Genomic DNA, 14,361 nt, shown 5'->3' with positions numbered 1-14,361 from the left:
GGACGCGGCCCCTATTGCGCCGCCACCGGCTCGTGCCTCACGTCGCGGGGCACGAACACGCCGTCGTCGTTCGCCGCCATGGCGAGCCGCCGCTGGTGGAAGGCTTCGAGGGTCGAGCGGTGGCCGATCGACACCAGGGTGGTGTCGGGCAGGTGCTGGCGCAGCATCCGGTACAGCGCCGCCTCGGTCGGCTCGTCGAGCGCCGCCGTCGCCTCGTCGAGGAAGAGCCAGTCGGGCTTCGCCAGCAGCGCCCGGGCGATGGCGATGCGCTGCTGCTCGCCGAGCGACAGGGTCTGCGCCCAGGGCGCCTCCTCGTCGAGGCGCGCGGCGAGGTAGGGCAGGCGGGCGGCCTCCAGCGCCGCGCGGATCGCCGCGTCGTCGTGGCGGCCCGAGGCGTCCGGGTAGGTCGTGGCCTGACGCAGGGTGCCCATCGGCAGGTAGGGCCGCTGCGGAAGCAGCATCAGGCGTGCGCCCTCGGGCGTGCGCACCTCCCCCTCGCCGAACGGCCAGATGCCCGCGAGCGCCCGGAACAGGGTCGACTTCCCCGAGCCGGAGGGCCCGGTGAGCAGCGTCGTCTCGCCGGGGGACAGCGCGAGGTCGTCCACCGCCGCCACCTCCCGGCCGTCCGGAAGGGCGAGGCGGAGATTCGAGATTCGCAGGGCGTCACCGCGGCCCGGGGCCACCGCGAGGCGGCTTGCAGTCTCCATCGCCTCGGCCCGGTCCATCGCCGCATCGAAGGTGGTGAGGCGGTCGACCTGCGCCTTGTAGTCCGCGAGGGTGACGTAGAAGGTGATGAAGAACGACATCGTGCTCTCGACGCGCGCGAAGGCGCCGGCCGTCTGCGTCATCACCCCGAGCGGGATCTGGCCCGCGAAGTAGTAGGGCGCCACCAGGATGTAGGGGATCACCACGTTGGCCTGCTGGTAGCTGACCGTGAAGGCCGCGAGCTTCTTGCGGCGGTCGACGATGGAATAGAAGTTCGCGATCAGCGCGCCGAAGCGGTCGCGCAGGGAGGCCCGCTCGGCGCCGCCGCCGCCCAGGAGCGCCACCTGCTCGCCGTACTCGCGCAGGCGGGCGAGGGAGAAGCGGAAATCCGCCTCGCGCCGCTGCTGCTCGAAGTTCAGCCGAATCAGCGGACGCCCGATCAGGTGCGTCAGCCACGTCACCAGGGCGGAATAGATCAGCGCTCCCCAGACCAGGAAGCCCGGCACGTGCCAGTCCGTCCCCGGCACCGTGAACGAGGCCGAGATGTTCCACAGGATGACCGAGAACGAGATCAGGTTCGACACCGCCGACAGGAAGCTGATGGTGAGCGACTGCGTCGTCTGGGTGAACTGGTCGATGTCGTCGGCGATGCGCTGGTCGGGGTTGTCGGCCTGCGCGCCGGTGAGGCCCATGCGGTAGTGGTTGTTGCGCCCGAGCCAGCGGTCGACGTAGTGGCGGGTCATCCAGGCCCGCCAGCGGATGCGCAGGAACGACTGCAGCACGTACTGGATGATCGCGCTCGCCACGTAGACCGCGGCCCAGAAGCAGAACACCCAGAACAGCAGCGACCAGAACGCCGCCGCGTCCTTGTTCTGGATCGCGTTGAACCAGTCGCGGTTGAAGTAGGAGAGGCGGACGTTGATCGCGACCTGCGCGAACTCGATGCCGATGACCAGCGCCGCCATGGTGAGCGCCACCCAGCGCTCCTGCATCCGGACCGTCCCGAAGGGCCAGATGCGGATCTCGGTCTCCTCCCGGGTGACGTAGTACGGGTAGGTGAGCCGCCAGATCTGCAGGAGTGCCTGCTTCAATCGCTGCATGGGTGTCTCCAGCGCCCCCCTCGACCGTCGGGTGGGCCTTCATGTCGCCGCCGCAGGCCCGCCGCAAGGGGAGGGGGCGCCGCGCGGCCGCGACCGATCCGCCGCCCTGGCGCAGCTCCGTGGCGGCACCGTGACAGCGCGGCCGGCCCAAACGCGCGGACGGGCCAAGTCCCGGGAGACGAGAGGGATATCGGCCACGATGCCCCGGGCTCGCCGCAATCGCGCGGGATGAACAGGCCGCAGCCGGCTGCCCCGCGCCGGTTCTCCGGATTCCGGAGGCCGTCGCCGGGACGGACCGGCCGTCACCTTAGGACACACGGACACGCATGTCGGGCCTCTCGATCCTGAACGTCGATGCGGTGCGCGCGGCGCCGCTCGCGCAAGAACCCTACCACTACATCCTGGGGGACGGCGTGCTGCGGCCCGACGCCGTGGATGCGCTGCGGCGCGACTTCCCGGATATCGGCAAGCCCGGCTACCTGACGGTTGACGAGGTCCAGCTCAAGGGACGGTTCAAGGACCTGATCGAGGAACTGGAGAGCGATGAATTCTCGGCGGTGCTGAGCGACAAATTCGGCATCGACCTCGTCTCCTGCCCGCGCCTGACCACCATCATGAAGCGCTCGCAGCCCAAGTACGGGGCGATCCACACGGACGGCCCCTCCAAGGTGATGACGCTGCTCGTCTACATGAACGATGCCTGGGAGGCGCCCGCGGGCGGACGTCTGCGGGTGCTCTACGACGGGCAGAACTTCGAGCCCTACGCGGTCGAGGTGCCCCCGACCATGGGCACGCTGTTCGCGTTCCTGCGCGCCGACAATTCCTGGCATGGCCACCGGCCCTTCGAGGGCGAGCGGCGCGTGGTGCAGGTCGCCTGGGTGCGCGACGCTGCCGAACTCGAGCGCAAGAAGAAGCGCAACCGCACCGCGCAGTTCCTGAAGGGCATCTTCGGCCGCTGACGCCGCGAGGCCCCGCCGGGGCCTCCGGCATCCGTCGCCATATGACCGCCGGACCGCGTGCGCGGCGCCGGACGATCGAGAGGCCCGACGGTCCGGGCGGCGGGGCCTTCCGCCTGCAGGACCGTCGGTACAGGACATGACGCCCGGGACGGGCGGAGGAGCGAGGGGTGTGATGATCCGGCAGCATGGCGTGCGCAGTGCGGCGGCGGGGGCTCTGGCCCTCGTCGGGTTGGCGTTCGCCCCTCCGGGTGAGGCGCTGGCGCAATCCGACCTGGAGGAGCCCGTCCTCTCGAAACCCTACCGCTCCTCGATCCCGCAGTTTCGCCGCAGGCAGGGCGACTCGTGGCGCGAGCCGCCCGGCCGCGACGCGGCCGCCCGCGATGCGGCCTCCCGCGAGGGGCCGCCGCGCGAGGCGACGCCCCGCGACCTGCCCGTCGAGCCCCTGCCCACCGCGGCGGCAACGGCTCCTGCGCCGGTTCCGGGTCCCCCCCCGGCGCAGGCGGCGGCCCCCGCCCCGCAGGCCCCGCCCGCGGCACGCCCGACCGCCTCCTCGCCCGCCCGCGCCGCCGCGGCCACACCTGTGTTCACGCCGCCCGACGAGGACGAGGAGGAGGGATCGCCCGCGACCTATGTCGGCGTCTGGGGTCCCACCGCCGCGGCCTGCGCCTCGGCCCGGGCCAAGCGGCGCGGCTACCTGCCGGCGGTCATCCGCAGCACGAGCGCGCAGGCCGGCAAGACCGCCTGCGCGTTCAGCGACCTGCGGCGGACCGGCAATTCCTGGACGATGGCGGCGGCCTGCCGCAACGGCCGCCAGCGCTGGACCTCGCACGTCCGCCTGTCTGTGGACGGCAACAGGCTGACGTGGTCGAGCGAGCGCGGGGCGGCGAGCTACGTGCGCTGCGCCAGGGCCTGACGCAGGGCAAGAACCACAACCGCCCTTGACGCACTTCCCCCAACGGTGGTGGAAGGAGCGAACTCTAGGGCCGGTCATGGCAGGTCCCTCGTCAGATCCATCATCCGATCTCGCCGCGCGAATCATGACCCTGCTGCCGGGGGACGGCACCCCGGTGCTCAACCGGGTCATGCGGGTGATGCTCGCGCGCGAGCTCGAACGGCCCGTGCCGCCGGAGGCCTACTTCGCGGCCCGCGACCGTCTGTTCGCCGCACGCCGGATCGGGCGGCTGCGCGGGCAGGGCGGGCGGATCTTCCTGATGCCGGCCGAGGGCGCGCAGCCGCCGGCTCCCGCGCGCCGGGCCGAGGCGGCCTTGATGCCGGTGCTGCGAGCCTATCTCGAAGGCGGCTTCCGCAAGGGGCTCGACCTGCCGCCGGACGGGCTCTGCCTCGTGGAGGACACCTCGACCAGGGGCCCGCTGAAGGGACAATGGGCGCGGCCGGACTTCGTGCTGGTGAGCGCCATGCGCTTCCGCCTGCTCCCGGGCGCGCAGGTCGACGTGCACGGGTTCGAACTGAAGACCGAGTCCGGCGGCAGCGTCCAGGCGGTGCACGAGGCGCTGGCGCAGACGCGCTTCACGCATTTCGGCCACCTCGTCTGGCACCTGCCGGAGGGCGCGCGGGCCGAGGCGCGGCTCTCGGAGGTCCGCGACCAGTGCACGGACCACGGCATCGGCCTGATCCGGATGCGCGACCCGGGCGACCCGGAGGCCTGCGAGATCCTGCTCGACCCCGTGCGCAAGACGACGCCGCCGGCGGTCATCGACGGGTTCCTCGAATCGCGCCTCGGACCGGAGAGCCGCGCCCGGCTCGAACGCATGGTGGCGGAGACGCGCGCATGACCGGCAAGATGATCGCCGTCGCCAACATGAAGGGGGGGGTCGGCAAGACCACCACCGTGGTGATGCTGGCCGATGCCCTGGCGGCGAGCGGAGCGCGGGTGCTCGTGGTCGACCTCGATCCGCAGGCCAGCGCCTCGATCTGCTTTGCGGGCGACGAGATCCTGGCCGAGATGATCCGGGGCGGCCGCACCCTCGACCATTACCTCGGCCTGCGGATCGTCGACCGGGACCGGGCGTCGCTGCCCGATTTCGTGCGCGGCTCCGTCAGCACCACCACGCACCTGAACGAGCCGCTGCCCGTCGCGCTCCTGCCCTCGGGGCCGGACCTGCGGATCGTCGAGCGCGAGATCATCTACGCGCTCACCACCCGCAAGTTCTCGATGCACGCCATCGAGGCCCACCTGTGGCGGCTGTTTCACGACGACTTCGTGCCGCTGCGCGACGCCTACGACTACGTCCTGTTCGACTGCGCCCCGGGCATCTCGCCGATGACCGAGGTGGCGATCCGCGCCTGCGACCTCGTGGTCGTCGCCTGCATTCCGGACTTCCTCTCGACCTACGGGCTCAAGGGCTTCTACCGGCTGATCTGGGGGCCGCGGGCCGGGGGCGAGAGCATGCTCGCGCCGAAGTCGCTGCCGCATGTCCTGATCACCCGGGCGCAGGAGACGGTGAAGCAGCACCAAGCCACGCTGCAGCTCCTGGAGGAGGGGGCGCAGCTGCCGAACCCGGCCTACCGCCTGTTCAGGAACCGGGTGCCGCAATCGGCGGCCCTCGCCAACGCGCTGACGCGGCAGTACACGACCTATCGCAACAAGTACTACGATGCGAGCCGCGACCTCATCGGCGGCACGATCGCGCCCCTGACGGCGGAGCTGAAGGAGATCCTGCATGGCGCTTGAGATCGACGGGCTCGCGATCCTGTGCGCGATCGCCGAGACGCCGCAGGCCTTCCCGGCGATCCGCCAGGACGTGAACAAGGCCGCGCAGGCCCTGGTGACCAAGCAGATCAAGGCTCGCGGCCTCACGGTCGCGGGCCTGCGCCAGGTTCAGGCCGCGCTCGGGCCGCAGCCCTTCGCGCTCATCGTCGATGGCATGAAGGATGCCGAGGTCAAGACCCTGGCGGTGCGGCTCGACAATCACGATCCCGACCTCAAGGCGGCCAAACCCACCGACCACCGCCGCCGCCTGCTCGCGCTCGCGGCCGGTACCGATCCGGTGGCCAAGCCTGCGGCGCCCGCCAGATCGGCCGGCAAGGCGTCGGCGAAGGCAGCCGCGACAGCGCCTGCGACGGCGCGACCCCGCACGGGCCGCCGCGACGCCGCGGCCCGCCCGCCCGAGCCCGCCGGCCACGCCCTCGACTCGGCCGCGATGGCGGCCATCCCGCCCCGCCGCCGCAAGCCAGCCTCCTGACCGCCGGGCGCTGACCTTCGTCCCGCAGGCGCGTTATCGTCGGGGCGCGAGGATGCGCCGGGCGGAGGCGTGGATGCAGGGGCTGACCTACGCGATCGGGGACGTGCACGGCTGTGCCGACCTCCTCGACGCGCTGCTGGACCGGATCGAGGCGCATCGGGCGGGACGCCCGCGGCGGCTCGTCTTCCTCGGCGACTACGTCGACCGCGGTCCGGACAGCGCCCGGGTGGTCGGGACGGTCCGTTCCCTCCAGGCGCGCGAGCCCGAGGACGTGGTCTGTCTGGCCGGCAACCACGAGGCGATGCTGCTCGACGCCTGGGCCGGCGAGGACGAGGCGCTCTGGCTCGCCAACGGGGGCCGGGCCGCGCTCGCGTCCTTCGGCGTGACCCGGGCCGGCGACCTGCCGCGGGACGTGACGGAATGGGTGGAGGGCCTGCCGAGCGCCCACGAGGACGCGCGGCGCTGGTACGTGCACGGGGGGTTCCGCCCCGGCCAGCCCGCCGACGCCTCAGACCGGGCGACCCGGCTGTGGATGCGCGAGCCGTTTCTCTCGGCCGACTATGATTTCGGCAAGCACGTGGTGCATGGCCACACCCCGGTGCGCGGCACCGCCCCCGACGTGCGGCGCCACCGCACCAACCTCGATACCGGGGCGGTCTTCGGTGGCGCGCTCACGGCGGGGGTGTTCGACGACGCGCAGGGTCCGGCGATGGACTTCCTGCAGGTGCGGTGAGGGATCAGGCCCGCGCGGGCAGGAGCGCCGCCAGGGCGGCGAGCGCCCAGCCGAGCATCAGGAGGATGCCGCCCGTCGGGGCCGCCATCGGAAACAGCGGCATCTGCGCGAGCGCGCGCAGCGCGAGGTCGCCGCTGAACAGCACGAGGCCGAGGACGAGGCCCGCCGCCGCGAGGCGGGCCGGGCCGGTGCGCAGGCGACCGCTGCCGCTCAAGCCCCCGAGGGCGAGGAGCGGGCCGGCATGGACCAGCAGGAACTGCGCCGCGGTCTGGAGGCTGCCGGTGGGCGCGAGATGGGCCGCGGCCGCCGCGAGCGCCACGCCGAGCAGGCCCGCGAGGCTGCCCAGCGCCAGGATGATCCGGTCGGGCAAAGGCATCTCAGACAAGGCCATCGCTCAGCCGCGCTCGGCGAGGAGCCGCGCCACGCTCGCGCGCAGATCCGCGATGCCCTCGCCCGTGCGGGTCGAGGTCAGGATGATCTCCGGATAGGCGGCGGGCCGGCGCGCCAGGGCGGCGGCGGTGGCATCGAGGCGCGCCTGGACCTCGCCCTTCTTGAGGGCATCGCCCTTGGTCAGCACCACCTGGTACGACACAGCCGCGGAATCGAGTTCGTCGAGCACCTCGGCATCGTTGGCCTTGATGCCGTGGCGCGCGTCGATGAGGAGGTAGACCCGGGCGAGGTTCGCCCGGCCCTGCAGGTAGGCGTGGATCAGGTCGGTCCAGGCCGCGACCTTGGCCTTCGACACGGCGGCGTAGCCGTAGCCCGGCATGTCGACCAGCGTGAGCCTGCCGCCGAGATCGAAGAAGTTGAGCTGCTGCGTGCGCCCCGGCGTATGCGAGGTGCGCGCGAGCGTGGTGCGGCCGGTGAGCGCGTTGATGAGGCTCGACTTGCCGACATTCGACCGGCCCGCAAAGGCGATCTCGTGCCCCTGCATCGGCGGCAGCGATTCGAGCGTGTCCGCCGCCGTCGCGAAATCGGCGGCGCCCGCGAACAGCCGCCGCCCGGCCTCCTGCAGCGCCGCCTCCTCGTCGGGGGAGGCCATGCTCAGCCCTTGGCCTCCTTGACGGCGCTGCGCCGCGAGAACGTCGACCGCAGGTTGTCCCACAGCTCGACCTTCACCCCGTTGCGCCGCATGATCCAGTATTGCTGCAGGATCGACAGCAGGTTGTTCCAGGCCCAGTAGATCACCAGCCCGGCCGGGAACGAGGCCAGCATGAAGGTGAAGATGATGGGCATGAAGGTGAAGATCTGGGCCTGCACCGGGTCGGGCGGGGCCGGGTTCATCTTCATCTGCACGAACATCGTGACGCCCATGATGATGGGCCAGATGCCGAGGTGCAGGAACTCGGGCGGCGCGAAGGGCAGGAGGCCGAACAGGTTGAACAGCGAGGTCGGGTCCGGCGCCGCGAGGTCGCGGATCCAGCCGAAGAACGGCGCGTGCCGCATCTCGATGGTGACGAACAGCACCTTGTAGAGCGCGAAGAAGACCGGGATCTGCACCAGCACCGGCCAGCAGCCGGCGATCGGGTTGATCTTCTCCTTCTTGTACAGCTCCATCATCGCCTGCTGCTGCTTGACCTTGTCGTCCGCGTAGCGCTCGCGGATGGCCAGCATCTCCGGCTGGACGGCCTTCATCTTGGCCATCGAGACGTAGGAGCGGTTGGCGATCGGCAGGAAGAACAGCTTCAGGATCAGCGTCACGACCAGGATCGACACGCCGAAGTTGCCGAACAGGCGATAGAAGAAGTCCAGCGCCTTGAACATCGGCTTGGTGATGAAATAGAACCAGCCCCAGTCGATCATCAGGTCGAATTGCTTGATGCCGAGGCGCTGGCCGTAGGCGTCGATGGCCGAGACCTCCTTGGCGCCGGCGAACAGGCGCTGGCTCGCCTGCGCGCTGGCGCCGGGCGCCAGCGTCTTGGCCTCGCCGAGGATGCTGGCCTGGTAGACCTTGGTGGCGCCCTCGTCGCGTTCCGTGAAGCTGCCGGTATAGGGCGCGGACTGGTCGGCGGGGATCGTCGCGGCCGCCCAGTACTTGTCCGTGATGCCGACGAAGCCGCCCGTGACGCCGGGCCAGCTGTGCCCGCGGGTGCCGGCCGGGCCGAGCGGGTTCTCCTTGGCCAGCGCGTCGTAGGTGTATTCCTGCAGGCCCTTGTCGCCGAGGACGCCGATCAGGCCCTCGTGCAGCACGTAGTAGCCCTGCGTCGTCGGCTTGCCCCAGCGCGAGACGAGCCCGTAGGCATAGAGCGTGATCGGGGACGAGCCCTTGTTCTCGACCGAATCCTCGACCGTGAACATGAACTTGTCGTCGACCTTGAGGATGCGGCGGAAGAGCAGCCCGGCACCGTTGTCCCAGGTCAGGGTCAGGGGCTTCTCGGGCGTCAGGGCCTCGCCGTCCGCGGTCCAGAGCGTGTCCCCGCCCGGCAGCGGGCCGGCATTCTGGCCGACCCAACCGAACTCCGCGTAGTAGGGATTGGCCGAGCCGGCCGGCGAGAGCAGCACGATGCGCGGGCTCTTGGGGTCGACGGTCTCGTGGTAGGCCTTCAGCGAGACGTCGTCGATGCGGCCTCCCTTGAGGGCGACCGAGCCGGCGAGCGCCGGGGTGTCAATGCGCACGCGGGGCGAGCGGGCCAGCGCCTCCTCGCGGGTCTCCGCCGCCCGCGGGTTGCCGCCCGGGGCACCCGGCAGGGTCCCGGGCACCGGGGCCGAAGGGCCGCCCTCGCGCGGGCTCGGGGCCGGGCTCGTCTGCGCCTGCTGCTGGCGCTGACGCTCCACCTGCGGCGCGGTGACGAGGTAGTTCCACCCGAGCAGCACCGCCAGCGACAGCACGACGGCGATGATCATGTTGGTTTTGTCGTTACCCATCGAGGTCCCGCGACGCCTGCCGCCTCATCTGCGGGACCGTCCGGCGGCGGCGTTCCTCCGACCGGCCCTGCGACCACCACGACGAGGCGGACCGTCCGGCCCGCCTCACGAATCAGTTCTCGGTCCGCGCCGCCCCCCGCCCGGCGGGCGGGGCTTCGTCACGGCGGCCAGGGCGCGCCGGATGTCGTCGACGAGGAGTGCGAAGGGCGCGCCCAGGGCCTCGCGCCGGCCGATCAGCACCACGTCGAGCGGCTGGGCCGCGTGGCCGGCCCCGGCGAGTTCCACCGCGGCCTTGAGCCGGCGGCGGATCCGGTTGCGCTCCGTGGCGTGCCCGGTCCGCTTGGTGACCGTGAAGCCGAACCGCAGACCCGTCTCGCCCGGTGCCTCATCCGGCCCCTCGCGCAGCCGCCCCTGCGCCGTCAGGCGCCCGGTGTGGAAACGGCGGCCCGCGGCCGCCGCCAGATAGTCAGGCCGCCGCCTGATCCGCCCGAGGGGCGGGGGCGGCTCGTCCGCGGCGCTCATGCGGCCCCGCGCCGCCGGGCCTTCAGGCCGAAAGGCGCTTGCGGCCGCGGGCCCGGCGGGCCGCGATGACCTTGCGGCCACCGACGGTGGCCATGCGGGCGCGGAAGCCGTGGCGGCGCTTGCGCACGAGCTTCGAGGGTTGGTACGTTCTCTTCACGGCGGTGTCTCCGAAGGCCGGGGCCGGCGCTGCCGCGGATGAGCACAGCGCCGCAGCCCTCGTGGAATTCAGATTGTGTCAAGGCGAATGCGAGCGCACGCCCTCACCGGGCGGCGGCCTCACGTGGGCCGCTGTATGGCGGAATGGCCGGGGCGAGTCAATCGCGTTAAGGAAACCGCCGGACCAGGGGAGGGAAGCCGATGATTCACGACGAGGACCGCCCGCGCCCGGCGCCCGTTCACGTGATCGGACAGGACCTCGCGGCGCTCTCGATCGACGATCTCGACGCGCGCATCGCCACGCTGCGCCGGGAGATCGAGCGGCTGGAGGAGGCGCGGCGCCACCGGCAGGCTTCCCAGGCGGCCGCCCACGCGGTGTTCAAGCTCTGAGCGTCCGAGCCGTCGCTCGACATCTTGCAGGCCTCCTCGCAGGCGCCGCCCCGGCGGTTCGCCGCGCCTCCGGCTGCGCCCGCAAATGCCGGGCGCGCCAGCGGGATCGGCCCCGCGGCGCGGCGCCGTTAACCATTTTTTAAGCTTTCCGGACGATAACCAGAGCCGTCCAGCCTTCTGGATGTCGAGTGGTCTCTGTCCACTCTGTTTGATGCCTCCCTGTACGACTTTCCCGCCGCCCCCTCCCGGGGCGGCTTTCTTTTTGGCCGCTCTCCGGGCCGGCTGCTCTCCCGGCCGGTCCGGTCGCCCGGGAGCCACGGGCCCCCGCGCGCGTTGCCGTTAGGGTTAACGCTTCCTGAAGGAAGCGCCGTCCCCGCCGTGGCGCTACACTTGCGGTCGATAGCGCAGGTGCACCGCCGGCGTCCCGCCTCGGGACAGGGACGGTGCCGGGACCGCGCAGGAGGGCACATGATCGGGACGGACGTGGTGTTTCGCGAGGTGCGCGAGACCGTGAATTTCGGCGAGACCTTCGTCGCCTCGGAGGCCTTCCGCGAGCTGTTTCGCGAGGGCATGACCCTCGTCGAGGAGACCGCCGCCTATCTCGACGGTCCGGGCCGCGACGAGTCGCGCCTGCTGCCCCGCCATGCCGCGCTCACCTATGCCAGCGAGAGCATGCGGCTCACCACCCGCCTGATGCAGATCGCCTCCTGGCTCCTCGTGCAGCGCGCGGTGGCCGAGGGCGAATTGTCCCTGAGCGAGGCGGTGCAGGAGAAGACCCGCGTGCGCCTGACCACGACCGAGGCGGGCGAGAACGCGGCCGTCCTGATCAGCGAGTTGCCGCTCTCCCTGCAGGCGCTGATCGGCCATTCCAAGCGCCTGCACGCGCGGATCCTGCACCTCGACGGGCTGATCTCGGACGACCGGCCGACGCCGGCCCCGCGGGAGAGCCCGGTCTTCGCCCAGCAGGACCGGCTGCGGGCCGCCTTCCGGCCGGCCTCCTGATCCTCCGCCGGGCGCGGCGGGCGCAAACAAAAACCCCGGCCGAGCAGCCGGGGTTCTGCAGAGGGTGGAGGCGCCGCAGCGCCGTCCCTCACTTCTTGCCGAAGGACATGTTGCCGAAGCGCGAGTTGAAGCGCGACACGCGGCCGCCGCGGTCCATCAGCTTCTGCTCGCCGCCCGTCCAGGCCGGGTGCGTGGTCGGGTCGATGTCGAGGTTGAGGGTGTCGCCCTCCTTGCCCCAGGTCGACCGGGTGGTGAACTCGGTCCCGTCGGTCATCACCACCTTGATGAAGTGGTACTCGGGATGCTCGGTGCCCTTCTTGCCGGCAGTGTTCTTCGCCATGACAAATTCCTCGATGCGGCCCGCCCCGAACGCTCCGCTGTGGGCCGCGGCCATTGATCGCGCGTAATCGGATGAGCGGCGGCCTATACCTCACCCGACGGCGCCAAACAAGCGCAGCCACAACGGACCAGACCGACGCGACATGGCCAGTGCCGACGAACCCCGCTCCCGGGCCTCCCTGGGGGCGCTGAGACCGCTCATTCCCTTCGCGATGCGCTATCGCGGGCGGATCGCCGCGGCCCTGGTGGCCCTGGTGGCCGCCGCCGGGGCGACGCTGGTGGTGCCGGTCGCCATCCGGCGCGTCGTCGATGTCGGCTTCTCGCAGGAGGGCGTCGCGATGATCGACGCCTATTTCGGCGCGCTGATCGGCGTTGTGGCGCTGCTCGCGGCGGCGAGCGCGGCGCGCTACTACTTCGTGGTCACGCTCGGCGAGCGGGTGATCGCGGATCTGCGGTCCGCGGTGTTCGCGCGCCTCACGCTGCTTGATCCCTCCTTCTTCGACCAGGCCCGCAGCGGCGAGCTGGTCTCCCGCCTCACGGCCGATGCCGCGCAGGTGAAGGCGGTGTTCGGCGTCTCGCTCTCGATCCTGCTGCGCAATGCGGTGCTGTTCACGGGCGCCGTCGGCATGATGGTGTGGACGAGCCCCTGGCTCTCGGTGCTGGTGCTCGCGGCGATCCCGGTGATCGTCTTCCCGCTGATCCTCTCGGGGCGGGGCGTGCGCCGCCGCTCGCGGGCCGCGCAGGACCGTCTCGCGGATGCCTCCGCGTACGCCACCGAGGCGGTGGGCGCGGTGCGCACCATGCAGGCCTTCGGCATGGGGCCGGCCACCGCTTCGCGCTTCGCCGCGGCGTCCGAGGACGCCTTTCTGGCCGCGCGCGCCTCGGCGCGGGCGCGGGCGCTGCTCACGGGCGTGGCGATCTTCCTCATCTCGGCCAGCGTGGTCGGCGTGCTGTGGTACGGCGCGCAAGGGGTGGCGAGCGGCGCCCTGACGGCGGGCCAGCTCTCGCAGTTCGTGCTCTACGCGGTGTTCGGCGCGAGCGCGCTCGGCCAGCTCTCGGAGGTCTACGGGGAACTGACGCTCGCGGCGGGCGCCGCCGAGCGGCTCGGCGAGATCCTGCGCACTGAACCTGCCATCGCCGCACCCGCCCGGCCCGCGGCGCTGCCGGAACCGCCGCGCGGCGAGGTGGCGTTCGAGGGCGTCACCTTCTCCTACCCGGCGCGGCCCGAGCGCTCCGCGCTGCACGACCTGCGCTTCACGGTCGCGCCCGGCGAGCGGGTCGCGCTGGTCGGTCCCTCGGGCGCGGGTAAGAGCACGGTGCTGCAACTGCTGCTGCGCTTCTACGATCCCGATTCGGGACGGGTCTGCGTCGACGGCGTCCCGATCGCGACGGCCGATCCCGACGCCCTGCGCCGCCGCCTCTCGCTGGTGCCCCAAGACCCGATCGTGTTCAGCGGCAGCGTGCTCGACAACATCCGCTACGGCCGCCCGGAGGCCACCGAGGCGCAGGTGGTGCGCGCCGCCGAGCAGGCCCATGCGGACGGGTTCGTCCGCACCCTGCCCGAAGGCTACGCCACCCTGGTGGGCGAGCGCGGGGTCACCCTCTCGGGCGGGCAACGCCAGCGCATCGCCATCGCGCGGGCGATCCTCAAGGACGCGCCGATCCTGCTCCTCGACGAGGCGACCTCCGCCCTCGATGCCGAGAGCGAACGGGCGGTGCAGGCCGCGCTGGACCTCCTGATGAAGGGGCGCACCACCCTGGTCATCGCCCATCGCCTCGCCACGATCCGCGCCGCCGACCGCATCCTCGTCCTCGACGAGGGCCGCGTGGTGGAGGAGGGGACGCACGAGGCCCTGCTGGCCCGCAACGGCCTCTACGCCCAGCTCGCGGCGTTGCAGTTCGACGTCGCCGCCGACGAAGCCCGGCGCCGGGAGCGGCTCGTCGCGGTGTGACGGACGGGATCACGCCCCCCTGACGAGGAGCGCGACCGCCGCCACCGCGATCACCCCGACCGTCGCCAGGATGCCGCCGCCCCGGCAGGCGAACTGGCGGGGCGAATCCGCCGGCGCGAGCATCCCGAACGGGTGCAGGATGCGCGCGACGAGGAGGACGACGAGCAGCCCCGTGACCAGCGTGCGGCTCGCGCCGCCGCCTTCGAGCAGCGCGACCAGCAGCAGCGAGAGCGGCACGAACTCGGCGAAGTTGCCGTGGCTGCGGATGCGCTTGAGGAGGTCCGGGTCGTCCCCGTCCCCGTGCAGCGCGTGCGCCTTGAGGCGCCCGGCCACGACCCAGCCGGACAGGCCGACATACAGGAGCGCGAGCAGGGCCGCGAAGAAGGCTGTGGTCGCCGGGAAGATCACGAATCGCACTCCAAGGCCCGTCAGCCC

General features: G+C 71.9%; 17 protein-coding genes. 9 read left to right on the top strand and 8 right to left on the bottom strand.

The window, feature by feature from the left end; all coding sequences use genetic code 11:
- Positions 1 to 11: 11 nt before the first annotated feature.
- Positions 12 to 1,805: an ABC transporter ATP-binding protein/permease gene (locus MFF61_RS05035; protein ID WP_238233969.1), complete on the bottom strand. Its 1,794-nt coding sequence runs from the start codon at positions 1,803 to 1,805 to the stop codon at positions 12 to 14.
- A gap of 326 nt (positions 1,806 to 2,131) precedes the next feature.
- Between MFF61_RS05035 and MFF61_RS05030 the strand changes: the two genes are divergently transcribed.
- From MFF61_RS05030 to MFF61_RS05005, 6 genes are all read left to right on the top strand, one after another.
- Positions 2,132 to 2,764, top strand: a complete 633-nt coding sequence (locus tag MFF61_RS05030; RefSeq protein ID WP_238233968.1) for a 2OG-Fe(II) oxygenase family protein — start codon at positions 2,132 to 2,134, stop codon at positions 2,762 to 2,764.
- 172 nt (positions 2,765 to 2,936) lie between these two features.
- Complete coding sequence (locus MFF61_RS05025; protein ID WP_238233967.1) at positions 2,937 to 3,677, top strand: hypothetical protein; 741 nt, start codon at positions 2,937 to 2,939, stop codon at positions 3,675 to 3,677.
- Between the two features lie 124 nt (positions 3,678 to 3,801).
- A complete protein-coding gene (locus MFF61_RS05020) occupies positions 3,802 to 4,557 on the top strand; it encodes a hypothetical protein (RefSeq protein ID WP_238233966.1) in 756 nt (251 codons plus the stop codon).
- A complete protein-coding gene (locus MFF61_RS05015) occupies positions 4,554 to 5,456 on the top strand; it encodes a ParA family protein (RefSeq protein ID WP_238233965.1) in 903 nt (300 codons plus the stop codon). Before MFF61_RS05020 ends, MFF61_RS05015 begins: the two co-directional genes overlap by 4 nt.
- The gene (locus tag MFF61_RS05010; protein ID WP_238233964.1) at positions 5,446 to 5,967 is read left to right on the top strand and encodes a hypothetical protein; all 522 of its coding nucleotides are present in this window, start codon (positions 5,446 to 5,448) and stop codon (positions 5,965 to 5,967) included. The genes MFF61_RS05015 and MFF61_RS05010 overlap by 11 nt, the downstream gene beginning before the upstream one ends.
- Before the next feature lie 73 nt (positions 5,968 to 6,040).
- Positions 6,041 to 6,700, top strand: coding sequence for a metallophosphoesterase family protein (locus MFF61_RS05005; protein ID WP_238233963.1), 660 nt, complete (start codon positions 6,041 to 6,043; stop codon positions 6,698 to 6,700).
- 4 nt (positions 6,701 to 6,704) lie between these two features.
- Here the strand turns inward: MFF61_RS05005 and MFF61_RS05000 are convergent, their stop codons facing one another.
- The 5 genes from MFF61_RS05000 to rpmH form a co-directional block, all read right to left on the bottom strand.
- A complete protein-coding gene (locus MFF61_RS05000; RefSeq protein ID WP_238234044.1) occupies positions 6,705 to 7,076 on the bottom strand; it encodes a DUF423 domain-containing protein in 372 nt (123 codons plus the stop codon).
- 18 nt (positions 7,077 to 7,094) lie between these two features.
- Positions 7,095 to 7,742 (bottom strand): ribosome biogenesis GTP-binding protein YihA/YsxC, encoded by a 648-nt coding sequence (gene yihA, locus MFF61_RS04995; RefSeq protein ID WP_238233962.1) that lies wholly within the window; start codon positions 7,740 to 7,742, stop codon positions 7,095 to 7,097.
- A gap of 2 nt (positions 7,743 to 7,744) precedes the next feature.
- On the bottom strand, positions 7,745 to 9,565 hold the full coding sequence (yidC, locus tag MFF61_RS04990) for a membrane protein insertase YidC (protein WP_238233961.1): 1,821 nt from the start codon (positions 9,563 to 9,565) through the stop codon (positions 7,745 to 7,747).
- Between the two features lie 105 nt (positions 9,566 to 9,670).
- Positions 9,671 to 10,087: a ribonuclease P protein component gene (locus MFF61_RS04985; protein ID WP_238233960.1), complete on the bottom strand. Its 417-nt coding sequence runs from the start codon at positions 10,085 to 10,087 to the stop codon at positions 9,671 to 9,673.
- Positions 10,088 to 10,109: 22 nt separating this feature from the next.
- Entirely contained in the window at positions 10,110 to 10,244 is a 135-nt protein-coding gene (gene rpmH, locus MFF61_RS04980) for a 50S ribosomal protein L34 (protein ID WP_010300405.1), read from the bottom strand.
- Positions 10,245 to 10,444: 200 nt separating this feature from the next.
- Here rpmH and MFF61_RS04975 point away from each other — a divergent pair, with 200 nt between their 5' ends.
- Positions 10,445 to 10,633 carry a DUF1192 domain-containing protein gene (locus tag MFF61_RS04975; RefSeq protein ID WP_238233959.1) on the top strand — a complete coding sequence of 63 codons (189 nt, stop codon included), beginning with the start codon at positions 10,445 to 10,447 and terminating at the stop codon, positions 10,631 to 10,633.
- 468 nt (positions 10,634 to 11,101) lie between these two features.
- Positions 11,102 to 11,635, top strand: a complete 534-nt coding sequence (rcdA, locus tag MFF61_RS04970; RefSeq protein ID WP_238233958.1) for a protease adaptor protein RcdA — start codon at positions 11,102 to 11,104, stop codon at positions 11,633 to 11,635.
- A gap of 88 nt (positions 11,636 to 11,723) precedes the next feature.
- On the opposite strand, the gene rpmE is transcribed toward rcdA, so the two are convergent.
- On the bottom strand, positions 11,724 to 11,975 hold the full coding sequence (gene rpmE / locus MFF61_RS04965) for a 50S ribosomal protein L31 (RefSeq protein ID WP_238233957.1): 252 nt from the start codon (positions 11,973 to 11,975) through the stop codon (positions 11,724 to 11,726).
- 142 nt (positions 11,976 to 12,117) lie between these two features.
- On the opposite strand from rpmE, the gene MFF61_RS04960 reads away from it, so the two are divergent.
- Entirely contained in the window at positions 12,118 to 13,926 is a 1,809-nt protein-coding gene (locus MFF61_RS04960) for an ABC transporter transmembrane domain-containing protein (RefSeq protein WP_238233956.1), read from the top strand.
- A 9-nt stretch (positions 13,927 to 13,935) separates the two neighbouring features.
- Here the strand turns inward: MFF61_RS04960 and MFF61_RS04955 are convergent, their stop codons facing one another.
- A complete protein-coding gene (locus MFF61_RS04955) occupies positions 13,936 to 14,334 on the bottom strand; it encodes an MAPEG family protein (RefSeq protein ID WP_238233955.1) in 399 nt (132 codons plus the stop codon).
- Positions 14,335 to 14,361: the final 27 nt, after the last annotated feature.

It is taken from the genome of Methylobacterium isbiliense (assembly GCF_022179325.1).
GTDB classification, from domain to species: domain Bacteria; phylum Pseudomonadota; class Alphaproteobacteria; order Rhizobiales; family Beijerinckiaceae; genus Methylobacterium; species Methylobacterium isbiliense.
Note: the sequence above shows the minus strand (reverse complement) of the source record. Positions and strands in the feature narration are given on the sequence as shown.